The sequence below is a fragment of the Natrinema zhouii genome (assembly GCF_013456555.2).
Lineage (GTDB): Archaea > Halobacteriota > Halobacteria > Halobacteriales > Natrialbaceae > Natrinema > Natrinema zhouii.
In genome coordinates, this window is the sequence record NZ_CP059154.1 from 983,176 (window position 1) to 1,002,557 (window position 19,382).

The 19,382-nt window shown below is 63.4% G+C and carries 20 protein-coding genes and 1 tRNA gene; 12 read left to right on the forward strand and 9 right to left on the reverse strand.

What is annotated here, in order from left to right:
- Positions 1-51: 51 nt before the first annotated feature.
- Positions 52-240, reverse strand: coding sequence for a DUF8029 family protein (locus HYG81_RS23485; protein ID WP_180842092.1), 189 nt, complete (start codon positions 238-240; stop codon positions 52-54).
- A 457-nt stretch (positions 241-697) separates the two neighbouring features.
- Between HYG81_RS23485 and HYG81_RS23490 the strand changes: the two genes are divergently transcribed.
- The 3 genes from HYG81_RS23490 to HYG81_RS23500 all read left to right on the forward strand — a co-directional run bounded on the left by HYG81_RS23490 (position 698) and on the right by HYG81_RS23500 (position 4,842).
- Positions 698-3,847 (forward strand): adenosylcobalamin-dependent ribonucleoside-diphosphate reductase, encoded by a 3,150-nt coding sequence (locus HYG81_RS23490; protein ID WP_180842093.1) that lies wholly within the window; start codon positions 698-700, stop codon positions 3,845-3,847.
- A 131-nt stretch (positions 3,848-3,978) separates the two neighbouring features.
- The gene (locus HYG81_RS23495) at positions 3,979-4,209 is read left to right on the forward strand and encodes an HVO_2523 family zinc finger protein (RefSeq protein ID WP_180842094.1); all 231 of its coding nucleotides are present in this window, start codon (positions 3,979-3,981) and stop codon (positions 4,207-4,209) included.
- Between the two features lie 108 nt (positions 4,210-4,317).
- The gene (locus tag HYG81_RS23500; protein ID WP_180842095.1) at positions 4,318-4,842 is read left to right on the forward strand and encodes a response regulator transcription factor; all 525 of its coding nucleotides are present in this window, start codon (positions 4,318-4,320) and stop codon (positions 4,840-4,842) included.
- Between the two features lie 86 nt (positions 4,843-4,928).
- On the opposite strand, the gene HYG81_RS23505 is transcribed toward HYG81_RS23500, so the two are convergent.
- Positions 4,929-5,687 carry a TVP38/TMEM64 family protein gene (locus HYG81_RS23505; RefSeq protein WP_226376067.1) on the reverse strand — a complete coding sequence of 253 codons (759 nt, stop codon included), beginning with the start codon at positions 5,685-5,687 and terminating at the stop codon, positions 4,929-4,931.
- Positions 5,688-5,924: 237 nt separating this feature from the next.
- Here HYG81_RS23505 and HYG81_RS23510 point away from each other — a divergent pair.
- The 3 genes from HYG81_RS23510 to HYG81_RS23520 all read left to right on the forward strand — a co-directional run bounded on the left by HYG81_RS23510 (position 5,925) and on the right by HYG81_RS23520 (position 7,200).
- Positions 5,925-6,009, forward strand: a tRNA-Leu gene (locus HYG81_RS23510).
- Positions 6,010-6,284: 275 nt separating this feature from the next.
- The gene (locus HYG81_RS23515; protein ID WP_180842096.1) at positions 6,285-6,533 is read left to right on the forward strand and encodes a hypothetical protein; all 249 of its coding nucleotides are present in this window, start codon (positions 6,285-6,287) and stop codon (positions 6,531-6,533) included.
- A gap of 103 nt (positions 6,534-6,636) precedes the next feature.
- Positions 6,637-7,200: a DUF420 domain-containing protein gene (locus HYG81_RS23520; protein WP_180842097.1), complete on the forward strand. Its 564-nt coding sequence runs from the start codon at positions 6,637-6,639 to the stop codon at positions 7,198-7,200.
- 32 nt (positions 7,201-7,232) lie between these two features.
- Here HYG81_RS23520 and HYG81_RS23525 read toward each other — a convergent pair whose 3' ends face one another.
- Entirely contained in the window at positions 7,233-7,430 is a 198-nt protein-coding gene (locus HYG81_RS23525) for a DUF5800 family protein (protein WP_180842098.1), read from the reverse strand.
- A 147-nt stretch (positions 7,431-7,577) separates the two neighbouring features.
- On the opposite strand from HYG81_RS23525, the gene HYG81_RS23530 reads away from it, so the two are divergent.
- From HYG81_RS23530 to HYG81_RS23555, 6 genes are all read left to right on the forward strand, one after another.
- Entirely contained in the window at positions 7,578-8,435 is an 858-nt protein-coding gene (locus tag HYG81_RS23530; RefSeq protein WP_180842099.1) for a polymer-forming cytoskeletal protein, read from the forward strand.
- A gap of 209 nt (positions 8,436-8,644) precedes the next feature.
- On the forward strand, positions 8,645-9,502 hold the full coding sequence (locus tag HYG81_RS23535; protein ID WP_180842100.1) for an electron transfer flavoprotein subunit beta/FixA family protein: 858 nt from the start codon (positions 8,645-8,647) through the stop codon (positions 9,500-9,502).
- Positions 9,503-9,504: 2 nt separating this feature from the next.
- Positions 9,505-11,094 (forward strand): electron transfer flavoprotein subunit alpha/FixB family protein, encoded by a 1,590-nt coding sequence (locus HYG81_RS23540; RefSeq protein WP_180842101.1) that lies wholly within the window; start codon positions 9,505-9,507, stop codon positions 11,092-11,094.
- Positions 11,094-12,776: an FAD-dependent monooxygenase gene (locus HYG81_RS23545; protein WP_180842102.1), complete on the forward strand. Its 1,683-nt coding sequence runs from the start codon at positions 11,094-11,096 to the stop codon at positions 12,774-12,776. Before HYG81_RS23540 ends, HYG81_RS23545 begins: the two co-directional genes overlap by 1 nt.
- A gap of 1 nt (position 12,777) precedes the next feature.
- Positions 12,778-13,167 (forward strand): DUF8055 family protein, encoded by a 390-nt coding sequence (locus HYG81_RS23550; protein WP_180842103.1) that lies wholly within the window; start codon positions 12,778-12,780, stop codon positions 13,165-13,167.
- 236 nt (positions 13,168-13,403) lie between these two features.
- Positions 13,404-13,994 carry a cupredoxin domain-containing protein gene (locus HYG81_RS23555; RefSeq protein WP_180842104.1) on the forward strand — a complete coding sequence of 197 codons (591 nt, stop codon included), beginning with the start codon at positions 13,404-13,406 and terminating at the stop codon, positions 13,992-13,994.
- Positions 13,995-14,040: 46 nt separating this feature from the next.
- On the opposite strand, the gene phoU is transcribed toward HYG81_RS23555, so the two are convergent.
- The 6 genes from phoU to HYG81_RS23585 all read right to left on the reverse strand — a co-directional run bounded on the left by phoU (position 14,041) and on the right by HYG81_RS23585 (position 19,167).
- Entirely contained in the window at positions 14,041-14,712 is a 672-nt protein-coding gene (gene phoU, locus HYG81_RS23560) for a phosphate signaling complex protein PhoU (protein ID WP_180842105.1), read from the reverse strand.
- 131 nt (positions 14,713-14,843) lie between these two features.
- Positions 14,844-15,335: a metal-dependent hydrolase gene (locus tag HYG81_RS23565; RefSeq protein ID WP_180842106.1), complete on the reverse strand. Its 492-nt coding sequence runs from the start codon at positions 15,333-15,335 to the stop codon at positions 14,844-14,846.
- A 175-nt stretch (positions 15,336-15,510) separates the two neighbouring features.
- Positions 15,511-16,380 carry a phosphate ABC transporter ATP-binding protein PstB gene (gene pstB, locus HYG81_RS23570; RefSeq protein ID WP_180842107.1) on the reverse strand — a complete coding sequence of 290 codons (870 nt, stop codon included), beginning with the start codon at positions 16,378-16,380 and terminating at the stop codon, positions 15,511-15,513.
- A 2-nt stretch (positions 16,381-16,382) separates the two neighbouring features.
- On the reverse strand, positions 16,383-17,273 hold the full coding sequence (gene pstA, locus HYG81_RS23575) for a phosphate ABC transporter permease PstA (protein ID WP_180842108.1): 891 nt from the start codon (positions 17,271-17,273) through the stop codon (positions 16,383-16,385).
- Positions 17,273-18,196, reverse strand: coding sequence for a phosphate ABC transporter permease subunit PstC (gene pstC / locus HYG81_RS23580; RefSeq protein WP_180842109.1), 924 nt, complete (start codon positions 18,194-18,196; stop codon positions 17,273-17,275). Before pstC ends, pstA begins: the two co-directional genes overlap by 1 nt.
- Entirely contained in the window at positions 18,193-19,167 is a 975-nt protein-coding gene (locus HYG81_RS23585) for a PstS family phosphate ABC transporter substrate-binding protein (protein WP_180842110.1), read from the reverse strand. The genes pstC and HYG81_RS23585 overlap by 4 nt, the downstream gene beginning before the upstream one ends.
- Positions 19,168-19,382: the final 215 nt, after the last annotated feature.

Genomic DNA, 19,382 nt, shown 5'->3' on the forward strand with positions numbered 1-19,382 from the left:
GATCACGAAGTAAAGAGCGCGGTTTCAGGAGCGAATACCGCAGTCGACGGTTCAGAAGGGCAGAAACGAGAGATCAGTGAAGCCGGCGGCATACAGTCCTGCGAGGACGACGGCGGCGACGATACCGATGCGAATGGCCAGTTTGATCGCGATCTTGATGGCGACGACGGCGACGGCGAAGGCAGCCAACCCCGCCAGTACGAGGAGGAGTGTCGATCCTGATGTCAGTGCTTCGATCATATATACTCCCGTGTACTGCAGGGACGTAATCTTTCTGGGTATCGTGACTGACTGGCAACAGTGACTGACTCGAGTGGTGACCGGCGACAGCTCGAGCAACGCTGTTTCGCTGCCGCTTTGGACCGCTGCGAAAGAGAAATTACGTGAATGCAACGGATTTGCGCCGCTTACAGTCAGTTCCAATCTAGTCTGAAAATTGTTAAGGCGGTCGGCGACGTAGGATGTACTGACCACAAAGGCGGCCGTTTCGACGGCCGACGGAGAACAGAGAAAGGATAGGTTACAGAGACATCTTTACAACCCAACTTTCAGTAATACAAGCAGCATAGAACAACAACACCACGTTTTAAGATGGATGCATGAATATCGAACCTTCGTTACGAATGATGAGAGCAACGACCCGGACCGACGTTAGAATCGGTATGCGGCAGCGGTGTAACGACGAGGTGACGCGCGCATGAGCGACGCGGAACTCTCCGCGGCGGATCTCACACTCCCGATCAAGCGTTCCGACGGGGACACCCTGGCGGAGCGATTGACCGACAACGCCTACGAGAACATTCTGCCGGCCCGCTATCTTCGGAAGGACGCTAACGGCGACCTGATCGAGACCCAGGAGGATCTCTTCGATCGCGTCGGCACGAACATCGCCCTCGCAGAGGCCGTCTACGAGGCCGAAAAGCGCGACCTCGAGATCACCGTCACGCCCGACCAGCTAAAGCCCGACCACCCGCGCCGCGACGAGCTCGCCGCGGAGGTCTTCGGTGAGGGCGTCATCGCGGACGACGATGTTGAGACGACGCTCACCGAGCGCAACGTCAACAAGTTCGCCTACGACACGATCGTTCCCGAACTCCCCGACGAGGTTCGAGCCCACGTCGAGGACGTCGCCGAGACCTTTACCGACGGAATGGAGTCGCTCTCCTTTATGCCGAACTCGCCGACGCTGATGAACGCGGGCAACGAGCTCCAGCAGCTCTCGGCCTGTTTCGTTATGTCGCCCGACGACGACCTCTCGGACATCCACGAGACCGCCAAGAAGGCGGCCGAAGTCTTCCAGTCCGGCGGCGGCGTCGGCTACGGCTTCTGGCAGCTGCGACCCTACGGCGACTCGGTCGGCTCGACCGGCGGCATCGCGTCGGGCCCGATCACCTTTATGCGGACCTACGACCAGCTCTGTGAGACCATCGCGCAGGGCGGGACCCGCCGCGGTGCCCAGATGGGTATCATGCGCGTCTCCCACCCCGACGTCATCGAGTTCATCCACGCCAAGAACAAGGATGTCTCGCTCGCTCATACGCTGCGGCTGAACGACCCGGACGACTACACCTATACCACCTTCTCGGAGGCGCTCGAGGAAGCACGCGACCTCATCGACGAGGACGGGCGCGTCCCCAAGCACCTGCGGAACGCGGTCGAGGGCCACCTCTCGAACTTCAATATCTCCGTCGGCGTCACCGACGACTTCATGGACGCGGTCCAGAACGACGAGGAGTACACCTTCACCAACCCGCGGACCGAGGAGCCCCACATCGCCACCGAGGAGACCAAGGAGATGTACAGCCGGTACGACCTCGGCGAGCACGTCGAGGTCGGCGAACCGCTCTCGATCCCCGCGGAACTCGTCTGGGAGCGCATCGTTCAGGGGGCCCACGAGAACGGCGAACCGGGCGTCATCTACCTCGAGCGCGTCAACAAGGAGCACTCCTTCGACGTCGAGAAGCAGGACGACCACCGGATGCTCGCGACGAACCCCTGTGGCGAACAGCCGCTCGAGGAGTACGAGGCCTGTAACCTCGGTCACATCAACCTCTCGACGCTGGCGGCGCTCGACGCCCCCGACTGGCGCGTCTGGTCCGACGAGCACGGCGACGAGTACGATTCGCAGGAAGCGGCCGTCGACGCCTTCCTCGAGGAGGCCATCGACTTCGAGGAGTTCGACGAGCGCATCGAGTACGGCACGCGCTTCCTCGAGAACGTCGTCACGATGTCGGACTTCCCGGTCGAGGAGATCGAGGAGAAAGTCCACGACATGCGCAAGATCGGTCTGGGCGTCATGGGTCTGGCCCAGTTGTACGTCCAGCTCGGCATCAAGTACGGCAGCGAGGAGGGCAACGAAGTCGCCAGCCAGCTGATGACCCACATCAACCACGGCGCGAAGGCGACGAGCCACGAACTCGCCGAAGAGCGCGGGTCCTTCAACGACTGGAACGAGTCGAAGTACGCGACCCCGACCGAGTACCGCGAGTGGTTCGAGCGCCAGACCGGCGAGGACGCCGACGACTGGGAAGACGGCTTCCCGATCCGCAACCACAACGTGACGACCATCGCCCCGACCGGGACGACCTCGATGGTCGGCAACACGACGGGCGGCTGCGAACCCATCTACAACGTCGCCTACTACAAGAACGTCACCGACGACGTGCAGGGCGACGAGATGCTCGTCGAGTTCGATGACTACTTCCTCCGCGTCCTGGAGGACAACGACATCGACGTCAGCGCGGTCAAGGAAGAGGCCCAGGAGCAGATGGCGACGAACCAGTTCGACGGCGTCGAGGGGCTCTCGACGGTGCCGGACGCGATCGGCGAACTGTTCGTCATCACGTCGGACGTTTCGGCGAAACAGCACGCTGCAGTGCAGTGTGCCTGCCAGAACGGCGTCGACTCGGCCATCTCGAAGACGGTCAACGCGCCGAACGACTCCACGCTCGAGGACGCCAAGGAGGTCTTCGAGTGGGTCTACGAGAACGGCGGCAAGGGCGTCACCTACTACCGCGACGGCACCCGCTCGAAGCAGGTGCTGACGACGCGCGCGGACAACGCCGATTTCGCCGACGAGACCGAGGCCGCACAGGCGCTGGTCGAGCAGATCGACGAAATCTTCGGCGGCCTCGAGGCCTTCCTCGAGAGCCAGGAAGTCCAGGACGTCCTCGAGGAAGACGTCGAGGGACTGCTCGGCGGCGACGGACACGACGGACAGCCCGTGCAGGTGGACTTCACCGAGAAGCGCGAGCGACCCGACGCCCTGCAGGGCGTCAGCCAGCGCATCGACACCGGCTACGGGAAGATCTACGTGACGATCAACGAGGACCCCGAGACCGGCCAGCCGTTCGAGCTGTTCGCGAACATCGGCCACTCGGGCGGCTTCACGAACTCCTTCACCGAGGCGCTCGCGAAGGTCATCTCGACCTCGCTGCGTTCGGGCGTCGATCCCGAAGAGATCGTCGACGAACTCTGTGGCACGCGCTCGCCGAAGGTGGCCTGGGACAAGGGCGAACAGATCCAGTCTATCCCCGACGCCATCGGCACCGCGATGCGGCGCTACCTCGAGAACGAGATCGACAAGCCGTATCCGAAACAGCAGACGCTCGAGGAGTCGGCCGACGCGGACCTCGGCGAGTACGACGGGCCCGAGACCGACGGCGGCGCGGCCGCCGCGGAGGGCGGGCCGTCTGCGAATGCCGACGCTAACGCGGACGCAGACGATACGACGCAGGACCTCATCGACGCCGGCGAGTCGCCGGAGTGTCCCGACTGTGGCTCGCTCGCGCTCGAGTTCAGCGAAGGGTGCAAAACCTGCAACAGCTGCGGTTGGTCGGAGTGCTGAGCACTGAGTAAGGCCGCTTCGGCGCTGTAGGTTCTACCGTATTTCTCTCGTCTTCGTGTTCTCCGCTCGCGTTTCCGTCGCCGAGCCGCGGGAACACCACACTTAGCAGTGCCCGGTGAGAACACTGACGTATGACTGCCGACGGCGGCGGGACGGGGTCGGATGGTGGTGCCGACGGGGACGGCTCCGCTGGGGGTGCCAACGTGGGCGACGCCAGTAGTTCCGGCGCGGCCGACTCGAGCGACCGGGCGACTGGTGCGCCGCGCTGTCCGCACTGCGAGGCCCCGATGTACAAACGCCACTGCAAGTACGTCTGCCCACAGCACGGGGTCATCATCGACTGCAGCGATCCCTTCCGTTGAGATCGCGGTAGTGGCGAGCCGAACTGACTCTTTCAGCGGCCGACTCGAGCCGTGAGTCGCCCGGAACCCCTACAAGACGGCGGTCTGTGGTCTCGGACAACGAGTACTATGTCTTCGCAACCGACGATCCTCGTCGTCGACGACGAACGGGAGCTCGCCGATCTCTACGCGATGTGGGTCGGCGAGAACTACGAGGTCGTGACGGCCTACGACGGGCACACTGCACTCGAGCGAATGAGCGATGCGATCGATATCGTCCTGCTCGACAGGCACATGCCCGATATCACCGGCGACCGGGTGCTCAAGGAGATTCGAGCGACGGGCTACGACTGCTGGGTGCTCATGGTGACCGCGGTCGATCCCGGGCTCGATATCGTCGAGCTGGACATCGACGACTACCTCACGAAGCCGGTCACGCGAACCCAGCTCACGCGGATCATCGAGAACCTCCGGGTCCAGTCGCGCTACGGTGACGGCGACCGGCGGAAACTCGAGTCAATCTCGAACAAGATGGAGACGTTGGAGGACGAAGCGTCCATCGAGGAGCTGACCGATACCGAGGCCTACCGGCGACTCGAGTCGGATCTGAAGGAGATGAGCGATTCGCTCGTCGAGGGTCTCGGCGACGAGTGAGCCGTCGGTCGATCCCTCGCGGTTGCAGAACGGATTTTCGCGACGCGCTTGCTCGTCACCAGTCGGAGTCCCTGTATTCGAAGCTGTTAGCTGTCCGCCGATCGGGTCGCGTTCTCCGCCTCGTCCGTTCCTGGTCGACTCTCCGTTCGGATGGCGCGGTATGCAGGGCCAGCGAGGAGGAACACGGCAGCGGCGGCACAGACGAGCGAGAACGCCACGCCGAGTTCGCCGAGCCCGCTCGAGGTGATCGTCGCCGCCGAGGCACCGACGACGACCGCGGCGGTCGTCCACGGGAGTTCACCGATCACCGTTCCGACCACGAACCGACGGAGCGAAACGCCACTGACTGCGGCGGCACAGGTCGCGATATCCGACGGAATCGGCGCGAGCCGCGAGGCGGTGACCCCCCGGAGCGGGCCCGCCGTTTCGTAGTAGCGCGCAACGGTGTCGCCGGCCCGCTCGAGGAGCCCCCCGTCTCCGTCCTCGCTCTCTGGAGGAATGTCTCGAGTACGACGGGTTGGCTCCGCGTCGTCCGCGGTGAGCCAGCGGGCGGCGACGAAGACGGGGAGCACGGTCACGACGACGCCGAGGAGTGCGATGGGGAGTCCGACGGCCGCGCCGAAGCCGTAGCCGACGACGACTGCGAGCGGCGTCGTCGGCCACGCGAGCAGCGGTCGCACGAGGTAGAGACCGACGACGAGGAGACCGAACAGGAGCGGGTCCGCAGTGAGCGAGTCGACAGCGCCGAGCATCGTCGACGGCGAGACGATGAGCCCCGTCGCGACCATCCCGCTGGCCACGATGGCACCCGCGAGCGCACGCGTCCGAGCCGACGACAACGACAACGACATCGATCGACAATTTCGCTCGAGTACTGAAGCCTTTGTGTCTCTGTCGGGTCGATGGACGACCTCGCAGTGAGGTCTCGCGGGAGCGTGACCATCAGATCTCGCGGGACGACCGGCTCGAGTATCCGTCGCTCGCTGGCCGTAATTCCGTGGGACTCGGCCGCAGTCACCGACCCAAAGGAAAGGGCTTTTATAATCACACTGGATACGATTGAGTGCAGACAGAGACCGCGAGCGTGGGTAGCCAAGCCAGGCCAACGGCGCAGCGTTGAGGGCGCTGTCCCGTAGGGGTCCGCCGGTTCGAATCCGGTCCCACGCATCGCACAGGTGGCTGAGCTCCACCACGATCGATGCAGGTGATCTCCTTCGAGGACATCACCCACGCATAATTCGTTTCGATGCTACACCGACGAGCGGTGGCTGCGGCTATCGCGACAGTTCTACTTGAGGCCGAGAGAACAGCGTTACCAGCCGACAGTGCGGAGAATATCGACTAATCGTGTCTGAACCGCCGGTCGACGAGCAGTGGTACGACCGTTTGAAGAGTTTCATTCACCAACATGTATATGATGTCCCTCTCTGAATTGCTGTTGAATGCCCGCGATATCCCTGTTCGGTCTCGTCGCGTTCGTCCTCCAGGTCGGTGTCGGATACCACGTGTACCGGTCCATTGCTGCCACCGGAAACGGTTCCGCAGCAATCGCTGGAGTGATCGCCGCGGTCGCAGGTATCCTCTTCCTGATTCGGTACGGGTTGCTGGCGGCGCTCGTATTCGATTTCGTCCTCCTGCTCGTGTCCGTCCTGATGCGGGGTCGATCCGAGCGGCGGCCCGCCGCGAGGTAGGCCAGTCCGTCGTGGCCTGTCAGTCCCCGCTCTGTCGTCCTCCGTCACGGGGTTGCCCAGCCGAGAGAGCAACCACTTTCCCGCTCCACTCGAACGGTCACACATGGAATACGTCCCTCGAGAGCGCGTGCGCCTCCTCACCGGCGTGTTGAGCGTCGTGTCGCTTGCGGTCGTCTTCGCCGCCGCGGGCGGTCGGATTCCGTCCTCGAGCGTGCCGGCGGCTCCGGAGTGGTTTCTCGAGGCGATTCCGCTCGTCAACGCCGTGCTCAGTGCGATCGCGATCGGGACGATCACGGTCGGCTGGCGGGCGATCCGACGCGGCGAGGTCGATCGCCATCGGGTCGCGATGGTGTCCTCGTTCGGCCTGTTCGTGAGTTTTCTCGCGCTCTACCTCTACCGACTGACCGTGACCGGCGGGCCGCAGGACTTTCCGGGACCGGCGGCTATCGAACAGTTCGTCTACCTGCCGATTCTGGCGATCCACATCCTGCTCGCGATCGTCTGTATCCCCTTGCTCTACTACGCGCTCCTGCTCGCGTTCGCCTACCCGGTCGCCGAGCTACCAAAAACGAGTCACGCCCGTATCGGTCGGATCGCGGCGACGCTGTGGCTGATCTCGTTTTCGCTCGGGATCGTCGTCTTCGTCCTGCTCCACGTCGTCTACTGAGGAGAGCCGTTCGAAGACGCGGGTCGACCGAGTCAGTCCAGAATATCGCCGATACGGCGGGGCTCGCCCTGCAGGTTCGGCTGTTTCGCCACGATCTGCAACACTTCGTGGTCGGTCACGTCGTGGTACGATTTCTCGGTGGCTTCCTCGATGAGTTCCTGCTCGAGGCGGAACTCGGTGCCTTCGTAGACGACGTCGACGCCCTCGTCGTCGAATGCGAGCGTAGTCATGGCTGGTCGTACGCAGCGGGAGTGTAAAAGCGAGGCGACTGTGTCCGACGACTGCGAGACGCGAGCGATCGGAACGGCAGACGGGCGTCAGACGAACGACTGACGACGCGCGAGGTTTATTAGGTGGTACTCCCTTTGGATGCGAATGTGGCCTTCAGCAGGGATCCGCTCGACGAACTCGTCGTTCCCGACGGAACGGAAGCCCAGGAGCGCGACCTCGTAACTGACGGGGACGTCCTCGTGGGCGGCCGTTCAACCATCGAGTTCGGCGTCCGCGGCCGAAACGTGCTGGCCGGCGAGAGCGCCGAGTTTCGCGGCGCGATCGAGGCCGAGGGCGACTGCCGACTCGACATGTGGTGTGACGTCGCGGAAAACGTCCTCGTCGGGCAGGACGCCTACATCGGCGAGCGCGTCCACATCGGCGGCAAACTGAAAGTCGCGGGCGACCTCGACATCGGCGACGACGTCGAAATCGAGGACGGGTTCGAGGCCAACGGCTGGATCGTTATCCGGAATCCGATGCCGACGATCGTGTTCCTGTTCGTCTACCTCAAACACCTCCTCTTGATCGGCGAGGAAGACGCAGCCCAGCGGCTCATCTCCGAACTGGTCGACGACGAAGACGGCGAGCCGGAGGCCGACCCGCTCGTGATCCCCCGGAACGCGACCGTCGGGGACGACGCCTGGCGAGTTTCGACGCCCGCGACAATCGGCGACGACTGCCGGCTTCACGGCAACGTCCGCGCCGAGACGATCGACGTCGGTGCGGACTGCAACATCTTCGGCAGCCTCCGGGCCCGCGGTGACGTCACCGTCGGCGACGGAACCCGCATCCACGGCGACGTGACCACTCGAGACGGCGACGTCACCATCAGACGGGACGCTCGCATCCTCGGCGACGTCTCCTGTGATGACCTCGAGCTCGGACCCGACGCCGAGGTCGACGGCACGATCCGTGCCGACGGCGAGATCACGATGGGGACGACCGAACGCGAACGCGAGTAACGCGGCACTTTTTCAGTCCGTTTGCGACTCGGTTCGCTGCTCGAGGGAGTGGATTCGTTCGTCTCGCTCGAGTCGGTATACCCGTCTGAGAAGCGTTCGAGGCAGGGACTGCGTTTTTCACGGCGGTATTTACCCCTATTCTTAATACTGATACTATGATAGAGTGCCACAGGCATGCTACTGAAAGCCACATACGGACGGAGGTATCCATGCGGTCGATCGTGTTGACGAAAGGCGTTCCGGACTTCTCGGAGGGGGCCGTCTCGTTCGACGAGGACGGCCACTTGGAGCGCGGGAAGACGCCGACGGTGATGAACCCGAACGACGAGTTCGCGCTCCAGGCCGCACTGCAGACCAAGGTACGCCACGGCGGCCACGTCACCGGGATGAGCATGGGACCGCCGGGCTATGCCGACGTCCTGAAAGGGGCGATGGAGACGGTCTACACTGACGACAGCTACCTGCTTTCCGATCGGGAACTCGCCGCCTCCGACACGTGGGCGACGGCGATCACGCTCAGCGCCGGCCTCGAGACGTATCAGGAGGAAGTCGCGGATATCGACATCGTGTTTGCGGGGTTCAAGACGGCGGACGGCGAGACCGGCCAGACCGGTCCCCAGACCTGCTGGGCGATGGACTGGCCGATCGTCACCCACGTGGTCGCACTCGACATCGATCCCGACGAGCGAACCCTGCGCGCGAAGCGACTCGTCGAGGGCGATATCGACGAGATCGAGACGGTCGAAGCGCCGCTGCCCTGTTTCGTCGTCACCGATCCCGAGTTCGAGCCGACCTATCGGAAGGCCTCGCACCGACTGACCCACAAGGAGCTCCGGGCGGAAACCGAAGAGCGGGCCGCGGAGCACGACGACCATCTGACGACGTGGGATCACACCGACCTGAACCTCGATCCCGACTACATCGGACTCGACGGCTCGCCGACCATCGTCTCGTCGGTCGATCCGATCCCCAAAGCACCCTCCGAGCGGGAGGCGACGATGATCGATCCCGACGACGGCATGGACGAGGTACTCGAGGAAATGCAACCGTACGCGGCAGGTGACTGATCATGACGAACGTAGACCCTGACGAGCACACGGTCGACGAACTGACGGCGGAACTCGAGACGATCGACGACGAAGCCGAACTACAGGCGATCCTCGAGGCCGAGCGGGCCGGTCAGGATCGAGCGACGGCTCGCGAGGCAGTCCACCGGCGGCTCGAGGAGATCGGTGCCGACAGCGGCGAGAGCGACGGTGTCGAGGAGGGAACAGAGACGGAAGGCGAGTACGAGGAGACGAAAGAAGACGTCGGTGACGAAGCGGAAGAGGCGGAAGAGGCGGAAGAAGCAGAGGAGGAAGCGGAGGAAGCAGAAGCCGAAACGGAAGAGGCGGACGATGAACCGGCAGAAGAAGACGACGGCCTCTCACATCCCACTCGCGACAAGAAACACGTCCGAGCGCTCGCGGACGGCGACTACGCGGACCTGTGGGTGTTCTGTGAGACGCAGGGCGGCGAGTTGCTCGAGGTCTCGAAGGAGATGCTCGGCAAGGGCCGCGAACTGATGGACCAGTTCGAAGTGGATTACGGCGACGAGGAACGCGTCGTCGCGTTCCTGATGGGCGACGACTGCGATGGCCTCGCCGAGGAGTGTATCGCCTACGGTGCCGATGTGGCCGTCTATCACGAGGACGAGCGCCTCGAGCGGTTCCTGCACAAACCCTACACCGAAATTTCGGCGCACATGGCCCGCGGGGAGGGAACCGTCGAGAGCACCGACTGGCGCGACTACGACAAGCCGCGCTACGTCCTGTTCCCGGCGACGAACAACGGGCGGGATCTCTCGGCGAAGGTTCAGGCCGAACTCGACTCCGGACTGGCCTCGGACTGTTCGGACCTGTTCATCGAAGAGAACGAGATATCGAACCCGGTCAAGACCGGCGAGCCCGGCGTCAAGAAGACCGTCGAGAAGGTCCTGCACATGAAGCGACCGGACTTCTCGGGCTTCGAGTACTCGACGATCCTCTGTCTCGACAATCCGGATCGGGACTTCCACCCGCAGGGGTGTTCGGTCATTCCCGGTAGTTTTGACCCTATGGAGCCGGATTCTGACCGGGACGGGCTCGTCGTCGAACACGACATGGACCTCGAGGACGAGTGGTTCCGCGTCGAAATCGCCGAGTACGACCAGCTCGAGGCCGGGATCGACCTCACCGGCCACGACGTGATCGTCTGTCTGGGCCGCGGAATCGCCGACGATCCGACCGAGGGGATGGAGATCGGGCTCGATCTGGTCGACGCGTTCGATGACGCCGAACTCGGCATCACGCGGGGAATCGTCACCTCTACCTACCAGTTCGAAGGTCACGTCGAGGCGTACTCGAAGGAGGAACGCCAGATCGGCGAGACCGGACAGGTCGTCGCGCCGGCTCTCTACATCGCCGCCGGCGTCTCCGGTGCAGTCCAGCACAAGGTCGGCATGGACGAGTCCGACACCATCGTCGCGATCAACACCGACACCGACGCCCGGATCCGTGACTTCTCGGATTACTTCATCGAGGGCGACCTCTTCGAAGTGTTGCCGCGGCTCACCGAGGCCGTCGAATCGGGTGAGACAGCCCTCGAGCCCGAAGCCGTCGCCGACGGGGGTGACGAGTGATGGCGGCCGCGACGGACGACTACGAACACTACGAGGCCGTCGTCGTCGGCTGTGGTCCCGGCGGAGCCGCAGCGGCGGCGCGGCTGGCCGACCACGGCGTCGAGACGCTCGTCTTAGAGCGCGGGACCGAAGCGGGCTCGAAGAACGTCTCCGGCGGGCTGCTCTACGCCGAGGACTCGGCCCCCTATACGCTCGACGACCTCTTCGATGGCTTTCGCGAGGAAGCCGCCGAGCGTCCGGTCACGGACTACTACATCCACAACGTGGCCGGGAACTCGGTCAAGACCTACGACCTGGCCGATCTCCACGAGCACGACACCGACTGGTGTGACGCCGTGCTCCGCCGCGAGATGGACTCCTGGCTCGAGAAGCGCGTCCACGAGAAGACGAGCGAGACCGGTGGCGGGGTCCTGACGAACGTTCGAGTGAACGGCCTGCTCAGGGATGACGGAGAGATCGTCGGCGTCACCTGCGACGAACTCGACCCGATCAGAGCCGATCTGGTCGTCGCGGCCGACGGCGTCAACTCCGAACTCGCCCGCGAGGCGGGACTGATGGACTGGGAGGAACCCGACGAGTGGTTCCAGGGCGTCAAGGCCGTCGTGGATATGGATCCCGACGCGATCGACGATCGGTTCGATATCGGGCCGGACGAGGGTGCGGCACACCTGTTCTCGGGCGACCTCTTCGAGGACGTCCGCGGCGGCGGCTTCCTCTACACGAACGAGGATTCGCTCTCGATCGGGACCGTCTTCCACCTCGATAGTCTCGTCGAACAGGAGGCCGAACCCCACGAGCTGCTCGACGCCCTGCTGACCCACCCGCTGCTGGCGGGCTGGTTCAAAAACGAGTACCGCGAGCGCGAGTACGCGGCGAAGCTCGTCCCCGACTCGAAGAAGGTCGCTCACCGTGAGCCGTATCGAGATCGGCTCGTGCTCGTCGGCGACGCCGCCGGCCAGATGCAGGCCCAGGGGCCGATCATCAAGGGGATGAACCACGCCGTCACCGCCGGCGCGCTCGCGGCCGACGCCTTCGACGTCACCCGGGGTAACGGCGATCCCGAGGCGGCCGGCCGACGGTACACGAAGATGCTCGAGGACTCCGGCACGATGGGCAAACTTCGCCCTCGGCAGTACGAACTGAGCCGGACCGTCGGCGAAAACGACACCGTTACCGCGGCGGTCGAGCGGGTGCTCGAGTCGCCGATCGGCTCGCTCGCGGTCGGCAACCCGATCGCGGACCGTCTGCTCCAGCGGGCGTACAACTCGCCGTTCCTCGTGTCGATGCTTCCCGATACGAAGACCGGCTACGTCTCCTTGCCGACGCTGATCGCCGAGGAACACGGCAAGACGATGCACTGGGAGAACGAGATCGAGCCGCCGACCCTCGAGGAGCGAATCGGCGATCTGACCTACGATACCGACGTGGGCAATCCCCACATCGAACTCCGGGACGAATCCTACGCCGCCAGCGGTGCGGCCGTCAGCGCCTGCCCGGTCAGCGCGGAGGATTTCGGCGGCGGCTGTTACCGCTCGGAGACGGTCAAAACGAACGGCAACGAGGAGACGCTGGTCAGCCTCGACACCCAGCCCTGCGTCGAGTGTGGCACCTGTGCGATCGTCGCCGACACCGAGTGGGAACACCCGCGGGGCGGCAAGGGAGTCGAGTACCGCGAGGGGTAACGTGAGCCGGTACGGTCCTCGAATCGCCGCGCTCGCCCGTCGCGCCGAACGCGAGCGAGCGGCGCTCGACGCCGACGGTTCGGACGGCGAGACGGCCGTCGATCCGAGTCCGGACGCCGCCGACGAGTACCTGCGCGAGGGAGCGGGGCAGGCCATCTGGCTCTACGTCGAAGCCCGAACCGGCGGTCGACTGGTTCCGTTTACCGAACCCGAACTCGCCGCGCTCGAAGACGCGATGAACCGCTGGCTCGAGTGTTACGCCGCCTGTCACGGTGTCTCCCTCGAGGCCAAATTCACGGTCCGGGAGGCGGCGGAGTTACTGCTCGAGACGCGGAACGTGATCGATACGGCGCAGCTGTTGACGTGCGTGCCCGAGCGTCGCAGTTGCTAACAGCCGTACCCGAGCGTCGCTGTGGCTGACGTGAAAGCTTACTTGAACCTATACCTCAGATGACGAAATTAGTTTCTATCATTCTATCGACGATACTGTTTCGAGCCGGAAATCGGCGAGACACCGCCTCAAACCGACCCGTACTTGACTCCCACGCAGTAGACGGGTATTCGACTATTCCCGTTGAGTGCAAAGTCACGGTGATGGCACGAGACGATCGGTTATCTCGACGACGCATGCTCAAGCTCACAGGTGTCGCAGGTTCGACGGCGTTCGTCGCCGGCTGTGGTGGTGGTGGCGGCAACGGCGGTAACGGCGGTAACGGTGGTAACGGCGGTAACGGCGGTGGCAGCGATGGCTACGAGATTGAACCCGGTACGGAGATCGATTTCAGCGGCCAGACCAGCGAATGGGAAGGCCTCGCACCGTCTGATATCGAAGGAGAATCGAATCCGACGCTCATTCTCCAGTCCGGCGAGACGTATACGATCGGCTGGTCGGAGGGTGACGATCAGGCGCACAACTTGGAGCTACGGGACAGCAACGGTGAGGTCATCGATGACTACACGACGGGCGATCCAGTCGCGAGTCCGGACGAGCCCCAGACGTTCGAGTTCGAGGCGAGCGACGATATCGCCGTCTACCGCTGTGAACCGCATCCACAGATGGAAGGCGATATTGAGATTCAAGATGGTGGCGGTGGCGGGAACGAAACCGGTGGCAACGAAACTGAAGATAACGAGACCGGTGGCAACGAAACCGGTGGCAATGAGACCGGTGGTAACGAGACTGACGATAACGAAACTGGCGGCAACCTGACCGGGTAGATACGGCCATCGCGCGCGAGTACGTCTATCGTGTCGAACCGTCCGATTAGTAGATCAGTTCGTCGTTGTTTTCGACCATGTACAGCGTCCGCGCGGCGATGTTGACCGTGTGATCACCGACGCGCTCGAGGTCACGAATCGTCAACAGAAGCCGCGAGACATCCTGTAGCAACCGCTCGACCTCGTCCGGCGACTCGAGTTCGCGCTCGATGAGGTCGCGGACGACGATCTCGCTGGCCCGTTCGGCGAACTGGTCGAGTTCGTCGTCACGGGTCGCCAGTTCTCGACAGGCCTCCGTGTCCTCGGTATCGTAGGCGAGCATCGCGTCCTCGAGCATGTCGAGGGTCAGGTCGCCCATCTCCTGGACGTCGACGTCGGGGAACAGGTCCTGTTCAGCGTCGAACGTGTACTCGCCGAGGTTGGTCGCGAGGTCGGCGATCCGCTCGAGGTCGGTGATGATCTTGAACGAGGCGGCGATAAAGCGCAGGTCGCTCGCGACCGGCTGCTGGAGCGCGAGCAGGTCGATGCAGTCCTGCTCGAGATCGAGATACATTCGGTTGACCTCGCCGTCGCCCTCGATCACTTCGCGGGCGAGGTCCTCGTCTTTCTGTTCCAGGGCGTCGAGACCCATACGGAGCCGTTCCATGACGACTTCGCTCATATAGAGGACGTCCTCGCGGACCTCCGTGAGCTTATCCTGGTAAGATTGTCTGGCCATACGTGTGTCACGACGTCCATCCCTGATAAAGACTGTGTGCGTCGATCGGTTCGGCGGCGGCGACGGCGAGAGCAGGACCGTCGTGACGCCCTCCTCGCGCTCGTCGAACCGATCGGCCATCTCGGGCCGAGCTATCGGAACCACTCGAGCGACGGGGTCGGGAACCGCCGGGGGAGCCACCGTCCGAAATCGTATTTCATGTCGAGCAGCCCGCCGAGAATCATGGTTATCGCGAGGACTGACGTGATCGCATTCAGAAGCAGCCAATCGAGCGATATCCCATAGAGCGTCTGATCGACGGGGGCGAACAGTCGCACACCGCCGGACAGGGTATCGAGGACGACGTGCGAGCCGAAGCCGACCGCGGCGGCCCGCCAGGGACCGAACGGGGAGAGAAGCGCGACGATAACGACCCCGCCGAGAAGCGAGTGCGTGAGCCCCCGATGACTCCAGAGGAGACTCGAGACGTATCCGAGTTCGATCAACGGGCGGAAGACGAACGTATCGATGTCGGGGACGGCGGCGGCGAGCGCGGCAACGAGGTATGGCTCGGGCCGGTCGGATCGAACGACGAGCACAACCAGTGCCAGACCGACCAGGATGTGAACACCAGTGGCGACCATCGTTCTCCGGACCACAACATATCTAATAATAAACATAATGGTCAGTAGACGTCACATATTCGACTCGCTGACGTTCTTTCGTTCGACTAGTCACCCTCTCTGAGAGGAAACGTGTCCGGTAACTGAAATAGTGAGATCGAACGGAAACACGGACCGAGCGGAACGCGCCGGCCGGCTATCCGAATTTGCCGGTGATGTAATCCTCGACGCGGTCGTGCTCGGGATTCTCGAAGATTTTGTCGGTATCGTCGAATTCGACGAGTTCACCGCCGGTCAGGAAGACCGCCGTCTTATCGGAAATGCGGGCCGCCTGCTGCATGTTATGGGTGACGATGATGACTGTGTACTCCTCGGAGAGATCCTCGATTAAGTCCTCGATCTTCGAGGTCGCGACCGGGTCTAGCGCCGAAGCCGGCTCGTCCATCAAGATCACGTCCGGGTCGGGCGCGATCGCTCGAGCGATGCACAGCCGCTGTTGCTGGCCGCCGGAGAGTTCCAGGCCGCTCGAGTCGAGTTGGCCGTCGACTTCCTCGAGTAACGCCGCCCGCTCGAGTGCGGTCCGGACCTTCTCGTCGACGTTGTCGTCTTTCCCCTGGACCTTCAGCCCGTAGGCGACGTTGTCGCGGATGCTCTTGGGGAAGGGGTTGGGCGACTGGAAGACCATCCCGATCTTCCGGCGCAGCGCGACCGGATCGACGTCGTCGTCGTAGACGTTCTTCCCGTCGAAGAGTAGCTCACCCTCGACGCGGGCGCTGTCGACGAGGTCGTTCATCCGGTTGATACACCGGAGGAACGTCGATTTCCCACAGCCCGACGGGCCGATTATCGCCGTGACCTGTTTTTCGGGGAGCTCGATGTCGACGCTGTCGAGCGCCCGTTCCTCGCCGTAGAAGACGCTCAGATCTCGCGCCTCGAGGAGCGTTCGATCCATCATCGTCTCCCCGTCGGCGTCGGCACGGTCTTCGAGGCCGTCGGTTCCCGGCGTCGGGGCGAGCTGGTCGTCGGTCGGTTCCGTTTCCGAGGAAGTCATTTGTTCGTTAGTCATTGTCAGGTGCGCTGTTGATAGCGGTTCCGGATGATGATCGCGATCGAATTGATCGTGAGCAGGACGACGAGCAGCGTGACGACGCCGGCGGCGACGACGCCGTACTGGAACTCCGTCTGCGGGTAGGACGCCCAGTTATAGATCTGCAGCGGCATCGCGCTGACCTTGCTAAACAGACTGTTGGGCATCCCGAAGACGGTCGTCGGCGCGGCGATCATGATCAGCGGTGCCGTCTCGCCAATGGCACGGCCGAGCGCGAGGATGGTCCCGGTCATGATGCCGGGCATCGCCCGCGGTAAGACGACGTTCCGTATCGTCTGCCATTTCGTCGCGCCCATCCCGTAGGAGGCCTGTCGTTGGGAGTCCGGAACCGCCCGGATCGCCTCCTGAGCCGAGATGATGATGATGGGGAGAATCAGCAGGCCGACAGTAAACGCCGCGGCCAGTATTGTCCCGTATCCGAATCCCAGGAGGCCCACGAACAGTCCCAGACCCAACAGGCCGTAGACGACCGAGGGGACGCCGGCGAGGTTGGCGATGTTGAGCTGAATGAATCGCGTGAGGTAGCCGTCACTGGCGTACTCCTCGAGGTAGACCGCCGCTCCGACGCCGACCGGGAACGTAATCAGCGCGATTACGAGCATGATCGCGATCGAGCCGACCAGCGCGGGGAGGAACCCGGCCTCGTACGGATCCGGATGCGGCGGACTCGTGAGGAACCCCCAGTTGAGCCAGCCGACGGCGTCGACGGTGACGTTCGCCAGCAGGGCCGCGAGCGAGACGATGCCGACGAGGGTCGCCGCCAGCGCGAGCAGGCGGAAGGCGACGTCTTTCGTTCGGCTGACCTGCCCGAAGCCGGAGTCGGCGGGCGCGTCTCGCGTGTCGGCCGCCATTAGCGATACACCTCTCGATAGCGCGAGGCGACGAGTTCACTGATGAGGTTCATGACGAACGTGATGACGAACAGCGTCAGTCCGACCGCGAAGAGGCTCTTGTACGCGGGGCCTTGCCCGACGAGGTCTCCCGTCCCGATCTGGACCATCGCGGCGGTCATCGTCTGGATCGAATTGAGGAACAGCCCTGCGGGATCGGTCACGTCGATCAGCCGCGGGGTCTGCCCCGCCGCGATGGCGACGATCATCGTCTCGCCGATCGCCCGCGAGAGCGCGAGGATGAACGACGAGAAGATTCCGGAGAGCGCGGCCGGCACGACCACCGAGGTAGAAACCGTGAATTTCGTCGCTCCGAGGCCGTAGCTGGCCTCACGAAGGGAATTCGGGACCGCGCTCATGGCGTCCTCGCTGATCGAGGAGACCATCGGGATGATCATGATTCCGACCATGATCGACGCCGAGAGCGTGTTGAACGTCGAGAGCGGCAAGAACGTATCGAGTGCCGGCGTGACGTAGACGAGTGCGAAGTAGCCGTAGACGACCGTCGGGACGCCTGCAAGCACCTCGAGTGCCGGCTTGAGGTAGGCTCGTCGGCGCTCGGAGGCGTACTCGCTGAGATAGATCGCAGTCAGCAGACCGATCGGGAGCGCGACCATCGCCGCACCGACGGTGACGGCCAGGGTTCCCGAGATCAGCGGCAGGACGCCGAACGAGACCGGATCGTTCGTCGGACTCCACCGCGTGCCCGTGAGGAACTCGACGGGCGAGACCGTCTGGAAGAAGTCGATCGCGTCGACGAGCAGCGTCAACACGATCGCGATGGTCGTCAGGATCGACAGGAGCGCACAGACCATGAAGAGGTACCGAAACACCGTCCCCCGCGCCGTTCGAATCCCGTCGTGAGAGAAGTCCGGCTGGCTCATTCGGACACCTCCGCGATCGCAGCCTCGAGTTTCTCGAGGTTCTCGTCACGCTGTTCTTCGGTGGTCGGGACGTAGCCGACATCGGAGACCAGCTCCGTCGCGGCCTGCTCCATGTAGAAGCGGGTGAAGTCCTGGACCGCGGGTTCGGCGAGTGACTCCTTCGCGACGTAGATGAACAGCGGTCGCGAGAGGGGCGTGTACTCGCCGGACATGGCCGTCTCGATCGACGGCTCGATACAGCCGTCTCCGTTATCGATCGAGATCGCCTTGATCGAGTCCGGGTTCTCGCTGTAGTAGGAGAAGCCGAAGTAGCCGAGCGCGGCCTCCGAGCCCTGCACGCCCTGTACGATCGTTCGGTCGCGCTCGGTCGCGTAGTAGTCGCTTCGGTGGTTCAGTTCTTCACCGAGGACCGCCTCGTTGAAGTAGTCGAACGTACCCGACGTCGTCGCAGCGCCGTAGAGTTCGAACTCCTGGTCGGGCCACTCCTCGTTGATATCGCTCCAGCGCTGGGCACCGTCGGCGCGCCAGATCTCGCGGAGTTGTTCGATGGTGAGACAGTCGATCCAGTCGGCCTCGGGGTTGGCGACGACCGTCAGCGCGTCCGTCGCGACCGGGAACTCGAGGGGAGTAATATCGTTGGTTCCACACTGTTCCGTTTCGGCGTCGGCGATCGCTCGACTTGCGTTGTTAATGTCGGTCCGCCCCACACAGAAGAAGTTCGCAAACCCACCACCGGTTCCGGTCTTACTGAGCGAGAGGTTGACCGTGGGGTTTTCTTCGGAGAAGGCGGACGCAATCGCCTCGGTCACGGGAAACACCGTACTGCTTCCCGCGATGTTCACGTTGTTGCCCTCTGCAGCGAAGACACCGGTGCAGCCAGCCAACCCACCGGAGAGAGCAACGCTTGCCGCGGCGAGAAAATCGCGCCGACCGAGTCCGGCCGGCAGAGACGCCGTGGTATCTCTCGACATCACCGGATCGAAGTCACAGAGTAGGTAAGTAGACTACTATGAGGCCTATATAGTGCTATGTACCCCGGAGGTCGTTCGGCGGCAATCGCCCCAGCACCGATAGTAGTGCAACGAGCGCATACATATGCCAATGGTTGTCGTTTACCACTTTCAGGGAGGATATAACTAGTGCGAAATCGATACGATCTCAGCAGATCGGTCAAACATATATAGAC

What these genes read in the sequence shown, in the direction of transcription:
- HYG81_RS23540 (WP_180842101.1), top strand. Translation starts at nt 9,505, where the DNA reads ATGACGAACGTAGACCCTGACGAGCACACGGTCGACGAACTGACGGCG.
- phoU (WP_180842105.1), bottom strand. Translation starts at nt 14,712, where the DNA reads ATGGCCAGACAATCTTACCAGGATAAGCTCACGGAGGTCCGCGAGGAC.
- HYG81_RS23525 (WP_180842098.1), bottom strand. Translation starts at nt 7,430, where the DNA reads ATGACTACGCTCGCATTCGACGACGAGGGCGTCGACGTCGTCTACGAA.
- HYG81_RS23495 (WP_180842094.1), top strand. Translation starts at nt 3,979, where the DNA reads ATGACTGCCGACGGCGGCGGGACGGGGTCGGATGGTGGTGCCGACGGG.
- HYG81_RS23565 (WP_180842106.1), bottom strand. Translation starts at nt 15,335, where the DNA reads ATGGTCGCCACTGGTGTTCACATCCTGGTCGGTCTGGCACTGGTTGTG.
- HYG81_RS23555 (WP_180842104.1), top strand. Translation starts at nt 13,404, where the DNA reads ATGCTCAAGCTCACAGGTGTCGCAGGTTCGACGGCGTTCGTCGCCGGC.
- HYG81_RS23545 (WP_180842102.1), top strand. Translation starts at nt 11,094, where the DNA reads ATGGCGGCCGCGACGGACGACTACGAACACTACGAGGCCGTCGTCGTC.
- pstB (WP_180842107.1), bottom strand. Translation starts at nt 16,380, where the DNA reads ATGACTAACGAACAAATGACTTCCTCGGAAACGGAACCGACCGACGAC.
- HYG81_RS23585 (WP_180842110.1), bottom strand. Translation starts at nt 19,167, where the DNA reads ATGTCGAGAGATACCACGGCGTCTCTGCCGGCCGGACTCGGTCGGCGC.
- HYG81_RS23515 (WP_180842096.1), top strand. Translation starts at nt 6,285, where the DNA reads ATGCCCGCGATATCCCTGTTCGGTCTCGTCGCGTTCGTCCTCCAGGTC.
- HYG81_RS23485 (WP_180842092.1), bottom strand. Translation starts at nt 240, where the DNA reads ATGATCGAAGCACTGACATCAGGATCGACACTCCTCCTCGTACTGGCG.
- HYG81_RS23490 (WP_180842093.1), top strand. Translation starts at nt 698, where the DNA reads ATGAGCGACGCGGAACTCTCCGCGGCGGATCTCACACTCCCGATCAAG.
- HYG81_RS23535 (WP_180842100.1), top strand. Translation starts at nt 8,645, where the DNA reads ATGCGGTCGATCGTGTTGACGAAAGGCGTTCCGGACTTCTCGGAGGGG.
- pstC (WP_180842109.1), bottom strand. Translation starts at nt 18,196, where the DNA reads ATGAGCCAGCCGGACTTCTCTCACGACGGGATTCGAACGGCGCGGGGG.
- HYG81_RS23520 (WP_180842097.1), top strand. Translation starts at nt 6,637, where the DNA reads ATGGAATACGTCCCTCGAGAGCGCGTGCGCCTCCTCACCGGCGTGTTG.
- pstA (WP_180842108.1), bottom strand. Translation starts at nt 17,273, where the DNA reads ATGGCGGCCGACACGCGAGACGCGCCCGCCGACTCCGGCTTCGGGCAG.
- HYG81_RS23500 (WP_180842095.1), top strand. Translation starts at nt 4,318, where the DNA reads ATGTCTTCGCAACCGACGATCCTCGTCGTCGACGACGAACGGGAGCTC.